16 protein-coding genes are annotated in these 16,884 nt (G+C 64.4%); 12 read left to right on the forward strand and 4 right to left on the reverse strand.

Going from position 1 to position 16,884, the window contains the following annotated elements; genetic code table 11:
• Positions 1-376 precede the first annotated feature (376 nt).
• On the forward strand, positions 377-2,032 hold the full coding sequence (locus JJ896_16250; protein ID MBO6781208.1) for a hypothetical protein: 1,656 nt from the start codon (positions 377-379) through the stop codon (positions 2,030-2,032).
• A gap of 173 nt (positions 2,033-2,205) precedes the next feature.
• Positions 2,206-3,912, forward strand: a complete 1,707-nt coding sequence (ggt, locus tag JJ896_16255) for a gamma-glutamyltransferase (protein MBO6781209.1) — start codon at positions 2,206-2,208, stop codon at positions 3,910-3,912.
• 97 nt (positions 3,913-4,009) lie between these two features.
• Here ggt and JJ896_16260 read toward each other — a convergent pair whose 3' ends face one another.
• The 3 genes from JJ896_16260 to JJ896_16270 form a co-directional block, all read right to left on the reverse strand.
• The gene (locus tag JJ896_16260; GenBank protein ID MBO6781210.1) at positions 4,010-4,702 is read right to left on the reverse strand and encodes a hypothetical protein; all 693 of its coding nucleotides are present in this window, start codon (positions 4,700-4,702) and stop codon (positions 4,010-4,012) included.
• Between the two features lie 100 nt (positions 4,703-4,802).
• Positions 4,803-5,252, reverse strand: coding sequence for a nuclear transport factor 2 family protein (locus tag JJ896_16265; protein MBO6781211.1), 450 nt, complete (start codon positions 5,250-5,252; stop codon positions 4,803-4,805).
• A gap of 4 nt (positions 5,253-5,256) precedes the next feature.
• Positions 5,257-6,231 (reverse strand): alpha/beta hydrolase, encoded by a 975-nt coding sequence (locus JJ896_16270; protein MBO6781212.1) that lies wholly within the window; start codon positions 6,229-6,231, stop codon positions 5,257-5,259.
• Between the two features lie 75 nt (positions 6,232-6,306).
• On the opposite strand from JJ896_16270, the gene JJ896_16275 reads away from it, so the two are divergent.
• Genes JJ896_16275 through JJ896_16285 form a run of 3 tightly spaced genes read left to right on the forward strand, consistent with a single transcriptional unit; the run spans position 6,307 to position 7,111 of the window.
• Positions 6,307-6,504 carry a hypothetical protein gene (locus tag JJ896_16275; protein MBO6781213.1) on the forward strand — a complete coding sequence of 66 codons (198 nt, stop codon included), beginning with the start codon at positions 6,307-6,309 and terminating at the stop codon, positions 6,502-6,504.
• Entirely contained in the window at positions 6,491-6,781 is a 291-nt protein-coding gene (locus JJ896_16280) for a hypothetical protein (protein ID MBO6781214.1), read from the forward strand. The genes JJ896_16275 and JJ896_16280 overlap by 14 nt, the downstream gene beginning before the upstream one ends.
• 51 nt (positions 6,782-6,832) lie before the next feature.
• Positions 6,833-7,111 carry a hypothetical protein gene (locus JJ896_16285; protein ID MBO6781215.1) on the forward strand — a complete coding sequence of 93 codons (279 nt, stop codon included), beginning with the start codon at positions 6,833-6,835 and terminating at the stop codon, positions 7,109-7,111.
• On the opposite strand, the gene JJ896_16290 is transcribed toward JJ896_16285, so the two are convergent.
• Entirely contained in the window at positions 7,112-9,487 is a 2,376-nt protein-coding gene (locus tag JJ896_16290) for an ABC transporter permease (GenBank protein ID MBO6781216.1), read from the reverse strand. It lies immediately after the preceding gene.
• Positions 9,488-9,616: 129 nt separating this feature from the next.
• Between JJ896_16290 and JJ896_16295 the strand changes: the two genes are divergently transcribed.
• The 7 genes from JJ896_16295 (at position 9,617) to JJ896_16325 (ending at position 16,881) form a co-directional block, all read left to right on the forward strand.
• The gene (locus JJ896_16295) at positions 9,617-9,955 is read left to right on the forward strand and encodes a hypothetical protein (protein MBO6781217.1); all 339 of its coding nucleotides are present in this window, start codon (positions 9,617-9,619) and stop codon (positions 9,953-9,955) included.
• Positions 9,956-10,501: 546 nt separating this feature from the next.
• Positions 10,502-10,690: a hypothetical protein gene (locus JJ896_16300; protein MBO6781218.1), complete on the forward strand. Its 189-nt coding sequence runs from the start codon at positions 10,502-10,504 to the stop codon at positions 10,688-10,690.
• A gap of 104 nt (positions 10,691-10,794) precedes the next feature.
• Complete coding sequence (locus JJ896_16305) at positions 10,795-11,073, forward strand: hypothetical protein (protein MBO6781219.1); 279 nt, start codon at positions 10,795-10,797, stop codon at positions 11,071-11,073.
• Positions 11,074-11,076: 3 nt separating this feature from the next.
• The gene (locus tag JJ896_16310) at positions 11,077-13,362 is read left to right on the forward strand and encodes a hypothetical protein (protein MBO6781220.1); all 2,286 of its coding nucleotides are present in this window, start codon (positions 11,077-11,079) and stop codon (positions 13,360-13,362) included.
• A 114-nt stretch (positions 13,363-13,476) separates the two neighbouring features.
• Positions 13,477-14,238 (forward strand): cytidine deaminase, encoded by a 762-nt coding sequence (locus JJ896_16315; protein MBO6781221.1) that lies wholly within the window; start codon positions 13,477-13,479, stop codon positions 14,236-14,238.
• 22 nt (positions 14,239-14,260) lie between these two features.
• Positions 14,261-15,244, forward strand: coding sequence for a calcium/sodium antiporter (locus JJ896_16320; GenBank protein MBO6781222.1), 984 nt, complete (start codon positions 14,261-14,263; stop codon positions 15,242-15,244).
• Entirely contained in the window at positions 15,244-16,881 is a 1,638-nt protein-coding gene (locus JJ896_16325) for a S8 family serine peptidase (protein MBO6781223.1), read from the forward strand. Before JJ896_16320 ends, JJ896_16325 begins: the two co-directional genes overlap by 1 nt.
• Positions 16,882-16,884: the final 3 nt, after the last annotated feature.

Below are 16,884 nucleotides of genomic sequence, written 5' to 3' on the forward strand. Positions count from 1 at the left end.
TCCCCGACAACTGGGGCTTCCGGATCTAATGCAGCAACCCGCTCAGAGAGCAATTACACAAAAAGGGTTGCAGTCTCTAGGCCCTCCGGATTCCATCTACGCGCCGGGCGGGGCCCGCAGCACCGCCGAACCGACGCAGAACCGCCGAAATGCCGCAGAACCGCCGCGGCGCCGCCAGACCGCAGCCGCACCGCCCGACCGCCGCGGCACCGCATAACCGCCGCGGCGCCGCCGAACCGCCGCAGCACCGCCAGACCGCCGCGGCACCGCCGAACCGCAGCAGCACCACCGCCAGTTCCTCCACCCCGAGTAAGGGATTTCCCCACGCCTTGCACCCGGCCGCCCCGTCGCGAGACGCGCCGTCGGCTCGCTATACATGGACATGATCCCGGAAAACGCAGTCAGCAACTCGGACGTCCTTCGGGTCGGAGACCTGGTCCTGGACCATCCGGTGCGCTCATTCGACCGTTCCCTCGGCATGCCAGACCCACTGTCGGAGGCCGAACGAGTGCTCTTTGCGGACTTGCAGAAACAGCTCGTCGATCAGGTCCGCGACGTCTTTCCCGATCCGCGCGCGCCGCGAACCGTGGTCGTGGTGCCGTCCCTCAGCATCTCCCCGGACCTGCTCGAGAAGGTGGCCGGCGTCGAGTTCTACGAGGAGCGCATGCTCTTCACTCTGATGCTGCTCCGCCTTCCGGCGACGCGCCTGATCATGGTCACCAGCCAGCCGCTGGCGCCGTCAATCATCGACTACTATTTGAACCTCCTGCCAGGCGTACCGGTCAGTCATGCCAAGTCGCGTCTGACACTCCTCTCCTGCTTCGATGGGTCGCCGCGTCCCTTGTCGCTCAAGATTCTGGAGCGACCGCGCCTGGTGCGGCGGATCCGGGATTCGATTGGCGATGCGCAGGCTGCCCACCTCACGGTTTTCAATGCCACGTCGCTGGAGCGCACGTTGGCCGTGCGTCTGGGCATTCCTCTCTACGCGTGTGACCCAAGCGCCTGCCGCGCCGGCACAAAGAGCGGCGGACGGGAGGTGTTTCGGCTCGCAGGCGTTCCGCATCCACCCGGCTTTGAGAATCTGCATGGTGGTCCTGACATCGTCGACGCCCTTGTGGAGCTCAAGAGTGCACATCCAGGGCTCCGCCGCGCAGCGATCAAACTGGACGAGGGCGTATCCGGGGAAGGAAACGCGGTGTTCGACTTTCCTGCCCTTCCCAAGCGCACCAATGTCCGCCAGGACTTTTCCTCCCGCGTTCCCGAGGAGATTCGCTTTGAGGCTGCCGGGGAAGACTGGCAGCACTTCACCTCGGAGATGACCCGCATGGGTGGAGTGGTCGAGGCCTGGATCGACGGACCGAACAAGGTTTCCCCCTCCATGCAGGGCCGCATCGACCCGCTCGGACGCACCGCTGTCGTGAGCACCCATGACCAGGTGCTGGGCGGCCCGGCTGGTCAGGTGTTCCTTGGCTGCACGTTCCCAGCCCGCGCCGACTATCGGCTGGATATCCAGCGCGCTGGATCCCGGGTTGGCGAGGTGCTGCAACAACAGGGTGTTCTCGGGCGATACGGCGTGGACTTCGTGTCGGTGCAGACACCGCATGGCTGGCGACACTACGCGCTCGAGATCAACGTGCGCAAGGGCGGGACCACCCACCCCTTTCTGATGCTGCAATTCCTGACGGACGGCCGCTATGAGGCCGACACAGGCATCTACCGGGCTCCCTCGGGGGCGCAGCTCGCATACTACGCCTCCGACAATGTGGTCAACCCGCTGTATCGTGGGTTCACGCCGGCTGACCTGATAGACATCGCCGTCAACCACGGGCTACACTTCCACAGCGCCACCCAGGAAGGAGTCGTCTTCCACCTCATTGGAGCGCTGTCCGAATACGGCAAACTCGGCGTACTGTGCATCGCCGATTCCACCACCAGCGCCTACGCCCTGTACGAGGAAACGGTCTCCGTGCTGGATAGCGAGGCCCAGGCGCAGGAAGCCGCGCGCGCCGCCTGCCGGGTATTCCTTAGCTGACCCCGTCCGACACCGGGCACGGGCCCGTTTCGCCGTTCGCCCACCGCCAGAACCGGCGTGTGCTCGATCTCTGCCTGCAGCGAGGCGCGCAATCGGCCGCGTTCTGCCGACGCCCCGCTGGCCCCGTCCGACCCCGCACGGTACTTTAGCGCACTACCATTCGCACCCCTGCCATGTCCCGTCGCCTCTCCGCGCTGCTCGCACTTCTGCTTATTCCGGTTGTGGCCAACGCCCAGTCCGGGCGCATACCCGTCGCTGCCGAAAACGGCATCGTCGTCACGAGCCAGTTCACGGCCAGCGACGTAGGCGTCGACATCCTCAAGCAGGGCGGAAACGCGGTCGATGCGGCCATCGCCACGGCCTTTGCACTCGCCGTGACCTACCCGACCGCAGGCAACATAGGCGGCGGCGGCTTCCTGGTATACCACGGGGCCGACGGCCATGTGACGGCCTTCAACTTTCGGGAAAAGGCTCCGCTGGCGGCGACACAGGACATGTTTCTCGGCCCCGACGGTGAGATCCGGGACAACAGCAACCACGAAGGTCCACTCTCGGTCGGCGTGCCCGGCACCGTAGCGGGCCTATATCTGGCACACGAGCGACTGGGCTCCCTTCCGTGGGCAGACCTGGTTGCGCCGGCAGAACAGCTTGCGCGTGAGGGCATCCCGATGACGCGGTACATGGAGGGCTTCATGAACCGCATGGCCCGCACCACGGAAGACATGTATGCGGCCTCCCGGGCCTCCTTCCTCAAGGACGGCACCACTCCCTACGCACCAGGCGAGAACTGGCAGCAGCCCGACCTGGCCGAAACCCTGCGTCGCATCAAGGAGGGCGGCCGGGACGGTTTCTACAAAGGCGAGACGGCGCGCCTGCTCGCCGAGTACATGGCGATACACGGCGGCATGATCACTGAAGAGGATCTGGCCGCGTACGAAGCAGAAGAACAGGAGCCGATTCACGGCACGTATCGCGGATATGACGTCTACGCGATGTCCCCGCCGAGCTCAGGCGGTATCGCCATCGTTGAGATGCTCAATATCCTGGAGGGTTTTGACCTCGAGGCCATCGGACACAACTCCGCGCTCTACACCCACCTTCTTACGGAGTCCATGCGCCGGGCCTACGCGGACCGCGCCCAGCATGTCGGGGATCCGAACTTCAACCCGGACATGCCGGTGGAGCGCCTCACCTCCAAGGAGTACGCCGCCGAATTGCGGGCCGGAATCGATCTCTACCGCGCGTCCGAAAGCGACTCCGCGCGATTCAACAGCGCTCTGTTGCCCTACGAGAGCGAGGAGACGACGCATTTCTCCGTCGTCGATGCGGAAGGCAACATGGTCTCGCTCACCTATACCCTGGAATACAGCTATGGCTCGCGGTTGGTGGCGGACGGCACCGGCTTCCTGCTCAACAACGAGATGGGGGACTTCAATCCCATCCCGGGCCGTACCACAACGACCGGTCTGATTGGGACCGAGCCCAATCTGGTGCGGCCTGAGCAGCGCATGCTGTCATCCATGACACCGACGATCGTGGCACAGGGAGGCCGGCCCGTTCTTGCCATCGGCAGCCCGGGCGGTCGCACGATCATCAATACGGTGTTGCAGGTCGTGCTGAACACCATCGACTTCGACATGAACGTCGGTCAGGCGGTGGAAGCCCCGCGCATGCATCACCAGTGGCTGCCGGACCGGTCCACGTTTGAGCGCTTTGGCTTCTCGCCCGACACGATCCGGCTTTACGAATTGATGGGGCACGAAGTGCGGTTCCGCAGCCAGCAAGGCCACGCACACGGCGTCACGATCGACTACGCGACGGGCCTGCGGTATGGCGCTGCCGACTCGAGGGCCTACGACGGCAAGGCGTCCGGATACTAGCGGCCCGCGCCCCCAGCCACCCAGCCCGCAACCGCGGGGCCGTCGCCGCAAACGCTGGCCAAGCCCCAGCCCTGCCAGCCACCCCGGCCAGCAGACCTCAGTCCACCTGCGGCACCACAATCAGCCGCAGGTCATACGCCCCCGACTCACCGGCAGAAACGGACGTCACATCAATCCGCCACTTCCCGGTGCCGGTGACCGGTCCGATTCGCGACAACTGCGTCGAGCCTGCATCGTCATTGCGCCAGATCTCACCGGTCGGTGAGGTCACAACCAGGTACCCGTCGAAGCCGAACGACACCAGCTCGAAGATGAACTGACCGTCGGAAGCCGAATCCCATGCATGGGTATCGAAGAACTCTCCCTTCAGGGCAACGGTGTCGGCGTAATCCAGGCGACCCTGCCGGACCTCGACCTGAGCCTCGGCACCCTTGTCTATGAGAAGTGTGTAGGCACCCTCCCCTTCCGAGCTGTACTGACTGGCCCAGACGACCCAGGTCCCGGGTTCGGTGGCCCACAGTTCGACCTGGGAAACGCGCTGGCCGTCAAAGTCGTCATTGACGGTCTCCATGCCGGACGGCGAACGCACCACGAGGTACGTGTCGAACGCGTCCGACTCCATGCGCACGGTCACCTTGCGGCTTCCGACGACTTCAAAGGTGTGTTGGTCGTACCGCTCTCCCCCGCTCCGGGCGGGATCCGAGGACGACAGGGTTCCGGTGAACGTGGTTTGCGCCTGCGCGGCAACTACCGGCAGAATGAGCGCGACGGCGGCAATGAGAGCCTTCATGTCACTAACGGTTACGCATGAGGGAGGGACCGGTGCGTCCCCTTCCTATGCTACCGCGCGGTCGATGTTGCGGGCCGGACCAGAATCGGCAGTCCGCGCCTCAGTCCGTCGCAGGCGGCGACTGCCAGAGCACGTGACGGATCATCCAGCGCCCATCGATCTTTTCCAGCTGGAAATAATCAATGCCCCAGTGGGCCGTCAGCTTCGCGGCGGCGGTCTTGTCCAGCACATCCAGCACCACGATCTCCCGTGGTGAATCGGCCGTGATTCCCTGCCGATTGTCCACGTTCCAGCTTCCGGCCAGCGAGTGAAGCTGCTCGTAGTTCATCGGAGACGAGCGGTAGTCCGCGCTGGGGTCTCCCCGCCAATAGCCAAATTTGACCAGGTCCTTGCTCACGCTCCTTTCGATGCGCTCCGGCTCGACGTCGTAGATCCCCTCCAGGTAATCGAGGACTGCCATGCGCACACCCTCGTGGTCCTCGTGGTTGGCGTGCTGCGCGCTGGCAACTACAGGCATCAACAGAAACAGGATGGGGATCAGCAGGCGCATGGGTCTACTCGGAAGCGTTGAGGAATGCCAGAATGTGGCTGACCGTGGGCACGGTGTTTTCGGGCGATAGGGCCTCGCCCACAATCACGTGGTTGTTGGGATCACCCACATCGCCCACCTCTACGAGATGTTTGCGGGTCTGGATGCGTTCAAAAAATGAGAGCGCCACAGGGATATCAACCACGGTGTCCCCGGCTGAGTAGATCATCAGTACCGGGGCGGTGATCGCGGCCGGGTCCTGCTGCCTGAGCAGCTTGACCGTGCCCATCAGCTCCGCGAGCACTTTTGTCGGGTATCCGTTGGTGGTGTAGGTGGAGTGGGCCTCATTGTACGATTCCCAATTGCGCGTCTCCCCGGTCACCATCTCGGCGATCTGCGTTCCCCAGGGCCAAAGCAAGATTTCCGAGAGCGGATCCGCAGGCTCGAGATGCGGGGAAAGCACCACCAGGGCGTCGATTTTCGATCCCAGTTCCTCGTGGGTCGCGGCCCAGTAAGACAGGGCAGCGCCATTGGAAAGACCGACCAGCAGCAGCTTCTCTCCCAGACGGCTGCCAATCTCAACCGCGTCTGCCGTGTCCTGCACCCAACCGGCCAATGTTGCGTCTCCAAACACTTCTGGCGGCCGGCCATGCCCGGACATGCGAGGCATGTAGGCGTTGGCACCGAGGCGCGCGGACAGCGAGTCCACGAAAGGCCGGGACATCCCGATGGAGCCGGAGAACCCGTGGATGTACACAACCGCCCACTCGGTCCGCGCTCCCGACGAGTCCGCCCAGATCAACTGGTGCTCGGTGCCCGGCACGATATCGTCGAACTCGGCGGCCTTGACGGACACCCAGTCCTGGATATCAAGAGGCTCCCGAAGCGTGGTGAAGGACTCGGTGGCCGCCGGCCGCGGACCCAGCAGCACGGCTGCTGCAAGCAAGGCGACCAGAGTCAGCGATACACGCAGCACGGTCGGTCGGGCAAGGTTGGACATGGAGGATCGGTTTGGGGGTCGCAGAAACGCGTCGGCCGGCCAATCGTTCGCCGCAGGTCCCATCGCCCGAATCCCATGCATCAGACACCGCGCCGCTTCACCATTCACTTCTCCCGGGATGTCGAGGAGGAGTTCGAGGTGCGGTTTACCGGCCCCATGGACCGCATCGTTCCGGAAGATCTGTACGATATCGAGGTCGAGTTCGAGGACGAGGATGGTGAAATCGTGACGATGCCCCTGTTTGCGTCCATCGAGGTCCATGAGCCCCGCTGAGAACGACCATCCCGCGGGCGATGTGGTCGAGACGCTCGAGCACCTCAGGCCGGCACTCCGCGCGGCCGGATTGCACGTGGAGTTGACCACAAAGCGGCATAGACATGGTTTTTTGGTCTATTTCGTGCATGTGAACCGGGAGGTGCGCGAAATCTCCGGGCGCTCTGAAGTGATTGAATACCTGCACGGACTGGTGGACGGAATCCGTCTCAGCGAACAGGACCCACTGAAGCAGTTGGAGCGGGCCGTCAGGGCGGCTCAGCAGGGTAAAACCTGAAATTGGCACCGCCTTTGCAGCCGTGGCCGGCAACCAAAGCCTCTCACGGTCATGTTTGTGTCCGATATCACTGTCTCCCGTAAGCTCGATCGCGCCGCGATGTACACCATTCTGGTGAACCTGAAAAGCGAGCAGGAGGCGATCGACCTCGCCAAGCGCCTGGAAACCGAAGTCGCCGCCGAGGACGTGCGCTCCGAGTTGTTCATCTGGCGTCCCAGCGACAGCCCCACGGTGATCGACGCCTATACCTTCGAGCGCAGCACCGCCGAGGCCGCGCACGCATGGCTGACGACCGTGGCCGAGCAGGCCGCACAGGCCAAGGCTGCCTGACTATTCCGCGCGCAGCGTTCGGGCTGGATCCAGACGGGCCGCCCGCAGCGCCTGCAGACTGACGGTTGCCAGCGCGACCGAGCTCAGCACCAGCGCCGTCAGGCCGAACACGGACCAGCCCAGCTCTGCGTGGTACGCAAAGCGATCCAGCCATCGTGCAGTCATCACCCAGGCAACAGGCATCGCAACCACGAAGGCCACCAGCACCAGCCCTAGAAACTCGCGCGAGAGCAGCGCCACGATGCCCGGGACTGTCGCACCCAGCACCTTTCGCACGCCGATCTCCTTCCGACGCCGGGCCGCGGCGAAGGCGGCAAGCCCGAAGAGGCCCAGACACGCGACGACCACGGCCAGAAGCGTGAAACCGCGCGCAAGTGACTGTATCACCGCTTCACTGCGATAGTCGCGGTCAAAGCGATCGTCCAGGAAGGTTGTCTCCAGGGGTGTCGTGGGATTGAACGTGCGAAAGAGCTCCGAAAAGTGCGCAAGCGCCTGATCCGTGCCGCCCGGGGCCGGCCTCACGAAGAGCCAGGACGTGCCAGAAGGCTCAAGCCGCAGCACCAGCGGATCGATCTCCTGGTAGAGCGACGTGAAGTGGAAATCCTCGACCACGCCCACGATCTGACCGGTTCGACCCCACACGGTGACGGTCTGACCAACGGGATTCTCAAAGCCCATCGCGGCCGCCGCGCGCTCATTGATCACCACGTTGGCTGAGTCGGTGGCGAACTCCCTTGAGAAGCCGCGGCCGGCGGCGAGCTCCATGCGCATCGTCTCCACAAAGTCGTGCCCGACAGTCAGAATGGAATAGAGGGTGTTGTCACCGTCGACCTTGCCGTCCCACCTCACGCCGTCTGAGGTCGATGAGTTCACAGCAATGGGAAGACTGGACGATGTGGTTATTGATGCAATCGACGGATCCGACATGGCCTGCGCCCTGAAGGCGTCATACTGATCCGACAGGCCTCCCGACTGCTGGCTGTAGAAGACGTTTTCCCGGTCCAGCCCGAGATGCTTCGACCGGATGTAGTCCAGCTGCGTCGATACCGCCGCCGCACCGATGACCAGGAGCACACTCAGCGCGAACTGAAACACCACAAGGACGCGGCGCAGGTTTAGCCCACCGCCGCCACCGGGCGTGTTGCGGCGGAGCACGCCGATCACGGAGAACGAGGAGAGGTGCAGGGCCGGGTACCATCCTGCCGTCAATCCGGTCGTGAGTGCCACACCCAGAAACAGCAGCCACATGCCGGGCGTGATGTCCCCAAGCGCCATCTCTTTCGCCGTGATCTCGTTAAACCACGGCAGAGCCAGCATCACGGCCGCGCCGGCCAGCACAAACGCCAGTAGCGCCAGAGCCGTCGATTCTGACAAGAACTGCCCCACCAGCAGACCACGTCCTGATCCGAACGTCTTGCGGACCCCAACCTCCCGAGCGCGCTGCGTAGCCCGGGCCGTTGCGAGGTTAGTGAAGTTGATGGCAGCGATGAGCAGGACAAAGACCCCAACCATCGCGAAGATGCGCAGATAGTCGATGCGCCCGCCGACCAGCACACCTCCCTCGTAGTTGTTGCGCAGGTACACGTCCTTCAGCGGCTGCAGAAAGAGCACCTGGTTCTCGTCGCCATTGTTCTGTGTTATCAGGTCCGCAATTTTGTCGCTTACCGCCTGCGTGCCGGCGTTCGGGGTCAGAGTCACCAGCATGCGCAGCCCGTTGTTGCCCCAGCTGTCCACCCAGTCGTTGCGGCGGGTGAACTCTTCCATGGAGAGCACGAAGTCCGGCCGATAGGTCGCCTGCGGCTTCGGATCCGCGTACACCATGGTCACCACGACATCCATGCGGTCCTCCAGTACGAGCGTACCGCCCAGCACCGCCTGCGGCCCTCCCGACGCGTACTCCGCCGGGAAGTACTTCCGCGCCATCGATTCGGACAGGGCAATCGACTCCGGCGCCTTCAGCGCGTCGGCGGGGTCACCGGCCAGCACATCGTGCGAGAGAATGCGGAAGAAGTCGGGACCCGCGTGCAGACCTCCCTCCCGCGCCATCTGATCGCCCCGCCGAAAGGCCAGATGCTGGCTCCAACTGACCAGGCTCGCCTTTTCAATCTCCGCGTACTCCTCATCGAGCACCTCGTCCAGCTTCGCCGTAATCGCCGGCCAGGTGAAGATGCGGTCCCCGTAGTACGACGTGCGCATGACGCGGTGCACACGGTCCACCTCGTCGTAGTGCGTGTTGAACGCCATCTCATCATTGATCCACATCAGGATCAGGAAGGCGGCCACGAAGCCGAGCGCGAGCCCGGAAACGTTGAGGAGCGTGTAGGACCAGTCGCGCCGCATACCTCGCAGGGCGACGCGCAGGATGTTCTTCCACATGGGGAGCGGACTGTCGATGGGCTTCTGTCAAGAGACAGTCGGCGCAAGCAGATGGTTGGCACGCGCGGCTTCTGTGGCCCTTGCGGCCTGCTTCCATCGCTTTATGGGGTAAGGCAATTCACTGCACCCATGAAGCTTCCCTCCCATCAGGCCAATCGGATCCGCGGCCACGCCGAATGTGTGAACGGCTCAATCACCGGCGAAGTCCAGAACTTCTCGGATTGGTGCGTCACGGTGCTTGCGCTCGAGGTCCACATTGACGGATACGAAGACCGTCCGGTGCGTGCTTCCGAGTATGTGGTTCGGCTGCCGGAGCCGGTGCCGCCCGGAGGCAGCTTCGTGTTTTCCAGGCCGGTAAGTGCCTGCAGTGGAAGCGGCCGCTGGACCTGGCGTCTGGCACGGGTCTATGGCTTCCCCAAGGTGCACATTCCGAGGGTCAGAGAGAGTGTGCCCACGGAGGCGGCGTAGTCGCCGGAGCACCTGCGCAATCGACGTGCTGGTTGCGACGGCGTCTACGAACTCTTCGTTGGAAAACGATCGCGCTCTACCCACCGGCATCACTGGTTATTTCGGCTTCGAACAACTCTATATTGGGCCGTCAGCCGACCGCTGCTCGCCGGGATGGCGGAATTGGTAGACGCAACGGACTCAAGGATGGGTCTCCCGGGGGGAAACGCCCGGGTAACAAAGGAATCAAACTCGGTGAACCCTTACCGGCTTCTGTCGCTGGCAACGCCGAGCCAAGCCCCTCCCGAGGGGAAGGTGTAGAGGCCAGACGGTTCCTGCCTACATCGGTCTTCCGACATGGTAAAGGCATGGTCCAGACCACAAACTCTTGCGAGGCCGCGAAAGCGGTAGTGGTACGTAAAATCCGTTGGGGCATATGTCCCGTGCGGGTTCGAGCCCCGCTCCCGGTACCGAAGGGGTGCCTTCCTCGTGAAGGTACCCCTTCCTTGTGACACACTCTTGTCACAAGCCCGCGCCTACGTTGGCGCAACTTTCCCGAGGTCCGCTTTGCAGGAGACACTTCACGTCAACCTGTCGATGAACAAGGAGGTCACCCGAATCGACCAGCCATGCACCATCCGGCTGTGTTTTGATGGGGACGGCACTGCCTGCGTACGCATCATCAAGCAGAACGGAGATGTGGTAGAGATTCCCGTCTTCCGGTCCATCAATTTCGCGAAGGAGCTCGTGGTGTGAGCCGACGGCCGCAAATCGCGCATTTTGCGCTCTGGCCCGTACTCATGAGTGGAACCGGGACGGCCGCATCCGTTGAAAGGCGTCCCGCTCACCCCTCGGTCCCCATGCGCGCTCTTCTGATTTTCCTCGTCGCCGGCCTGGCGGTTGGATGCACATCCAACACGGAGGGCAACCTGCCCGAACAGGGCACGATCGTGGAATACAAGGACGCCCCGGACGAGCGGTATCAGGTCACATGGGCCGGCATCTCGGACTATGACCAGGGCGCCTGCGAGGTGAATGTGCCCTGCGTGCACCTGCGACACACCGGCAGTGCCGCCACCCGCACTGAAGTGGCCGTCACCCTCGCCGAATACAACCAGCAGTTCCGCGAATTGAAGTGACCGGTGGCCCGGTCCAACCTGGTCAAGGGACTCTTCGCCCGCCGGGCGGAAAGAGCCGCAGTCAAGCGCTTTGCCCGCTGTGAGCAGCGTACGGGCGATGTACTTGCGATAGCCCCCACCCTGCGGACCCAGGCGCAAGGCGCCCTGGTCGATATTGCGCGATCCCCGGAGGCAACCCTGGAGCGCCGAGTAGCCGCCATGCTCGAGCTCACCGAGCGCACGCTCGGCATGCGCCCCTACCCGGTCCAGATCGCCGCAGGCCTGGCCCTCCTCGAAGGCCACATGGTGCAGATGGACACGGGCGAAGGAAAGACGCTGGCCGCGGTCATCCCTGCCGCCCTCCTGGCCATGGAACATGGCGCCACCCATGTGCTCACGTTCAACACCTATCTGGCCGAGCGTGACGCGGCGTGGATGGGCGCCTTTTACCGTGCACTCGGACTGACGGTCGGTGCGGTCTCCGGCGACCCCGATGCCCGCCGACATGCCTACGCCTGCGACATCACGTACGCCACCGCGAAAGAAGCGTGCTTCGACCTGCTCAGAGACCATCGAGCCTTCTCCCAGGCGGAACGTCTGCACCGCCCACTGCGCGCGGCCATCGTGGACGAAGCCGACTCCATCCTGATTGACGAGGCGAGGATTCCGCTGGTCCTGGCCGCCGATCGCGAACGCTCGGGCACGGATCCGGCGCGCATCGCCCGACTGGTCGCTGACCTGGAACCCGGCAGCCACTACGAGCAGGATGCCACCGCGATGACCGTAGACCTCACGGACCGGGGGCTGCAGCATCTGGAACGACAACTGGGCATCGACAGCCTGCACGATCCGTCGCGCTACCTGCTGCTCACCGAGCTGAATCAGGCCCTGCACGCCGCAGCGCTGCTCACCCGGGATGAAGACTACATCGTGCGCGATGCACGCATTGAGATTGTGGATCCCCTGACCGGACGTGTCGTGCCGGATCGGCGATGGCCAGACGGCCTGCAGGCTGCCGTCGAAGCCAAGGAGGGCGTACCGATTCAGCCCGGTGGCCGCATCCTGGAGCGGATCACCATGCAGCATTTTCTCGAGCACTATCCCGCGCGCGCCGGCATGACGGCAACGGCCGTCGATGCGGCCGAGGAATTCGAGGAGGGCTACGGGATGCCGGTCGTCGTGGTGCCACCGCATCGCCCGAGCGGACGGGATGACCTGGTCGATTCGATTTTTGCCACAACCGGGGCCAAGGAGCGGGCCCTGGCAGACCGGGTCCACGCCATGACCCGTCGCGAACGACCGGTGCTCGTGGGCACGGCCTCCGTGGCCGAGTCGGAGCGCATTCAAACGCTGCTGAGGGACCGCGGCACGGACTGCGCCGTGCTCAATGCCCGCAATGACCGCGAAGAGGCCGCGATCATCGCCGACGCCGGTCTGCCCGGCAGGGTGACGGTCTCGACCAACATGGCGGGTCGCGGCACGGACATTCGCCTGGGTGGACACGATGAGGCCTTGAGGGAACAGGTTGTGCGGGCGGGCGGCCTGCATGTCATCGGAACTACTCGACACGAATCCAGACGAATCGATCGCCAGCTCCGCGGCCGCGCCGGCCGCCAGGGAGACCCGGGAAGCAGCGAATTCCTCATTTGTCTCGAGGACGCCATGATGGAGCGATTCGAGATCGACGAACTGGTGCCGAAACAGCTGCGGTCGACCCTGCAGCGCACGCGCCTGCAACACCCCATGGTGCAGCGGGAGGTAGACCGCGTTCAACGCATCGCAGACTCCCGAAACCGGGAAATCCGCGGAACGACTGCCCGATACTCTGCAGTCCTGGAGCAGCAGCGCAAACAGGCGTCCCGGATTCGGGAGCCGTTCGTGCACGAAGCGCCTGAGCCCATCGGCCGCCTGACCGCAGAACACACGAGGCGGCTCTACCTGGACACGTTCGATACGCTCTGGGCGGACCATCTGGCCCTGGCAGCCGACATTGAAGAAGGCGTGCACCTGGTTCGGCTCGGGGGTCTGGATCCTCTGCGCGAATACAACAAGCAACTGGCGGAGGCATTCCGTGATTTCGAAGAGCGCCTGCACCAGGAGGTCGCCGAGCGGGCCGCAAGGGCTGCGCAGGATCCGCCGCCGGGCCCCGGCTCGACGTGGGCCTATCTGGTCAGCGATCGAGCCGGGTCACCGCTGCAAAACATGTTGTTCGGATCGGGCGCGGGTGCGATCTCGGCTGTCGGAGCGGCGATGTTGTGGCCGGTGCTCATGATGTGGGGCTGGCGGGAGCGTCGGCGCCGGCGGGACTGAGCGTGGTGGACCCCCGCCCCGCTCGACGACAAATCCCCGGCGACGCTCGACGACGGACCGGCCCGCCACACTCAACGACGGATCCCCCGCCCCACAGACCGGTTCTCTGCCGCGATGAGCCCCGAAAACACCACTGAGGCCCTGCTAGATGTAGCGCGGGAATTCGCCTCCCGCGCCCACGTGCCCTACTCCCGCCGTGCGGCTTCCGCGGCCGTGCTTCTCCCGGACGGGGGGATTGTCGCGGGCGTTCGGGTGGAGAGCGCCTCGTTCCCGCTCACAATCCCGGCCGCGTTGAACGCCGTCACGACGGCCGTCGCCATGGGCCATCGGGAACTGGTGGCTCTCGCCGTGGCCGGACCCGTGCCCGCATCGACGACCGCCCTGGCATCCGGCTTCGGCCTCCTGCCTGCCGGGGATCGGTTCTGGTGCTGGAACGGAGCCGTGCCCACACCACGGGACGTGCGCAGCCCGTTCATTGTGCAGGCGAACGGTGACATGATCGCGCTCGCCCGCGAGGCCGCGCGCAGGGCGCATATCCCGGAATCCGAGTTCCCTGTCGGCGCGGTATTGCGTACGCGCGACGGCCGACTCATCCCGGGCTGCAACGTGGAACACCCCGATTGGACGTGCATTCTCTGCGCCGAGCGCAACGCTCTGGGCACCGCAGTTACGTACGATGCCCTCCCCGCCGAAATGCTGGCGCTGAGTTGCCCGACGGCGCCCGATGCATCACCCTGCGGTGCCTGTCGCCAGTTGATATTTGAGCTGATCCGGGACGCGACCATCACGATCGACCGGGGCGCCAAACCCGCCGAACGTATATCGCCCTCCTCCCTGTTGCCGGGAGCCTTCTCCGGAAGCGCGCTGAGCTCCTAGAAGACCACCTGATTCCGCCTTCATGCTCTACCTGATCCTGCTCTTTATCCTTGGGTTGGGCGCACTGTATCTGGGGGCAGACTGGTTGGTTCGAGGCGCCAGCGCCATCGCCCTCCGCCTGGGCATCAGACCCATGGTGATCGGCCTGACCATTGTGGCTGTGGGCACGTCGATGCCCGAACTCCTGCTGAACGTGGTCGCCGTGCTCGACGGGCAGGATGCGCTGGCGATCGGCAATATCGTCGGCAGCAACATCGCCAACATCGCACTGATCCTGGGCATCACGGCGCTCCTGCTCCCGCTCACCGTCGAGCCGGAAGCACTGAAGAAGGAATACCCGATGATGCTCGGAATCACCCTTCTGTTCTGGTTTCTGGCGTCCAACGGGCGCATCGGCCGCATTGACGGCATCATTCTCGTCGCGTGCCTGTTTGCCTTCATGGCCTACATCCTGATCGCGAATCGCAGGAGTTCGGCTCCGCCTGTGGACCTCCCGCTCGAAGAGGAAAAGGAAGGCGCCGTTGGCGACACGCTGATAGCCCGGTTGCGGTCCAGCACCTGGGGACGCGTTGCCTATGTCGTGTTCGGCATGGTGATGCTTGCCATCGGTGCCGACCTGCTTGTGGACTCGGCCGTCGGCATGGCGGATATCCTGGGCATCCATCCCGGGGTGATTGGCCTCACGGCGTTGGCCGTCGGCACCAGCCTTCCCGAACTCGCCGCCTCCCTGGTCTCGGCCCTTCGCGGCGAATCCGACCTATCGGTCGGCAACGTTCTCGGGTCGAATATGCTGAACATCATGTTCGTCGTGGGACTCGTGGCCCTGATTCAGCCGATGACCATTGATCCGGACGCCCTGCGACTGCACTTCCCGATCATGGTCGGGTTCACGCTGCTGCTGTTCCCGCTCGCGTGGACACACCAGCGCATCAATCGCTACGAAGGCGGTCTGCTGCTGTCAGGATTCGTCGCCTATTTCGCCTACCTCCTGGTCCCGTATTTCTAATGCGACTTCGGCTCATCCCCCTGCTGCTTCTGCTGGCGATTCCCGCCCGGGCCCAGCAGCCCGACATCAAGTACTGGGTCTTCTTTGCCGACAAGGACGCCGTGGCCGCGAAAGCCGCCCCCATCAGCGATCGCGCCCTGCACAGGAGGGCCATACGGGCGATGGACACTCCGGCGAGCCTGGACCTGCAGGTGACCCCACGGTATGTGGAAGGGGTCGAAGCTGCCGGAGGTCGCGTCGCACATCGCAGCCGGTGGTTGAACGCGGTCTCTGTCTGGCTCAGCCCGGACGAGCTGGAAGCCGTGCGACGGCTGCCTTTCGTCACCGGCACGCGCCCGGTCGGACAGGCGCTTCCCCCCGAAGCTCTGGTGGAGCCTGCGTTTCCGCGCCTTGAGCCCGCCGCGCCCCTCGCCGTCGCCTCTTTGGACTACGGCTCGTCCCATCGGCAACTGGAGATCATCAACGCGATCGCGGGGATCGAGGCCGGCCTCAACGGCGCAGGGGTCATTCTCGGCATCGTGGATACCGGGGCCGGCGACCTCCAGCACCCGGCCACGCAGCACATTCTGGATGCAGGTCGCCTGCTGGACCAACGTGACTTCACCGGGCAGCCGGACGACAACAACAGGCACGCGCTCGCCGTGCTGAGCGTAGCGGCCGGCTATGCGCCAGGCCGCCTGATCGGTCCGGCCTACGCCGCCGACATCCTTCTTGCCCGCACGGAATACGCTCCCACCGAGACCAACCAGGAAGAAGACAACTTTGTGGCCGGCATGGAGTGGATGGAAAGCCGAGGAGCGGACGTGGTGAACATCTCGCTCGGCTACTCGGAGTTCGACCCCGGCCAGAACAGCTACACGGTGGACCAGATGGACGGGGACACGCCCATCACCACGCAGGCGGCCGACCTGGCGGCTCAGTTGGGTGTGACGGTCGTCAACAGTGCAGGCAATGCGGGCTCGAGCGCATGGGGCAAGATTACCTCCCCCGCTGACGGCGACTCTGTCATCGCGGTCGGCGCTGTCGGTCCAAACGGCATCCTCACCTCGTTCAGCGGACGCGGCCCGTCGGCAGATGGACGCATCAAGCCGGATGTATCGGCTATGGGATCCAGCGTTACGGTAGCCACCCGAAACGGGTACTCGACCGGTGGCAACGGCACCTCGTTCTCCGCGCCAATGGTTGCCGGCATTGCGGCGCAATTGCTTCAGGTGAATCCCACCCTGCAGCCCATGCAGATTCGTGAGATCCTGCAACGCACCGCCAGCCATCATCACGAGCCGAACAACGGCACGGGCCATGGAGTGATTGATGCCGGAGCCGCCCTGGCTCTGGCGGCCACCTGGACCACAGACGTCGAATCTGACACGCCCTCCGGCAGCTTCAGCGCAGAGGCCTTCCCCAACCCGTCCCGGACCAGTCCGCGTCTGGCCGTGCAGCTTCCCGAGGCCGGCCCCGTGGAGATTACGGTCTTTGATCTGCTGGGACGCGAGGTGGCGCGCAGCACCCTGCCAGGACTCAGTGCCGGAGGCCATGTCCTGGATCTGCCTACCCCACCCGGAGCCAACGGCTGGCTGGGTTATCGCCTCACTGCGGGCGCTCGGGTTACCACCGGCAGCGTCATCCTCATCCGCTAGCGC

Source organism: Rhodothermales bacterium, assembly GCA_017643395.1.
In the GTDB taxonomy this organism is placed as follows: Bacteria; Bacteroidota; Rhodothermia; order Rhodothermales; family UBA10348; genus JABDJZ01.

Excerpts from the sequence above, each read along its gene's own strand:
- JJ896_16305 (MBO6781219.1), top strand. The coding sequence starts at position 10,795 with ATGCGCGCTCTTCTGATTTTCCTCGTCGCCGGCCTGGCGGTTGGATGC.
- JJ896_16320 (MBO6781222.1), top strand. The coding sequence starts at position 14,261 with ATGCTCTACCTGATCCTGCTCTTTATCCTTGGGTTGGGCGCACTGTAT.
- ggt (MBO6781209.1), top strand. The coding sequence starts at position 2,206 with ATGTCCCGTCGCCTCTCCGCGCTGCTCGCACTTCTGCTTATTCCGGTT.
- JJ896_16325 (MBO6781223.1), top strand. The coding sequence starts at position 15,244 with ATGCGACTTCGGCTCATCCCCCTGCTGCTTCTGCTGGCGATTCCCGCC.
- JJ896_16290 (MBO6781216.1), bottom strand. The coding sequence starts at position 9,487 with ATGTGGAAGAACATCCTGCGCGTCGCCCTGCGAGGTATGCGGCGCGAC.
- JJ896_16265 (MBO6781211.1), bottom strand. The coding sequence starts at position 5,252 with ATGCGCCTGCTGATCCCCATCCTGTTTCTGTTGATGCCTGTAGTTGCC.
- JJ896_16260 (MBO6781210.1), bottom strand. The coding sequence starts at position 4,702 with ATGAAGGCTCTCATTGCCGCCGTCGCGCTCATTCTGCCGGTAGTTGCC.
- JJ896_16295 (MBO6781217.1), top strand. The coding sequence starts at position 9,617 with ATGAAGCTTCCCTCCCATCAGGCCAATCGGATCCGCGGCCACGCCGAA.
- JJ896_16280 (MBO6781214.1), top strand. The coding sequence starts at position 6,491 with ATGAGCCCCGCTGAGAACGACCATCCCGCGGGCGATGTGGTCGAGACG.
- JJ896_16275 (MBO6781213.1), top strand. The coding sequence starts at position 6,307 with ATGCATCAGACACCGCGCCGCTTCACCATTCACTTCTCCCGGGATGTC.
- JJ896_16250 (MBO6781208.1), top strand. The coding sequence starts at position 377 with ATGGACATGATCCCGGAAAACGCAGTCAGCAACTCGGACGTCCTTCGG.
- JJ896_16285 (MBO6781215.1), top strand. The coding sequence starts at position 6,833 with ATGTTTGTGTCCGATATCACTGTCTCCCGTAAGCTCGATCGCGCCGCG.
- JJ896_16315 (MBO6781221.1), top strand. The coding sequence starts at position 13,477 with ATGAGCCCCGAAAACACCACTGAGGCCCTGCTAGATGTAGCGCGGGAA.
- JJ896_16270 (MBO6781212.1), bottom strand. The coding sequence starts at position 6,231 with ATGTCCAACCTTGCCCGACCGACCGTGCTGCGTGTATCGCTGACTCTG.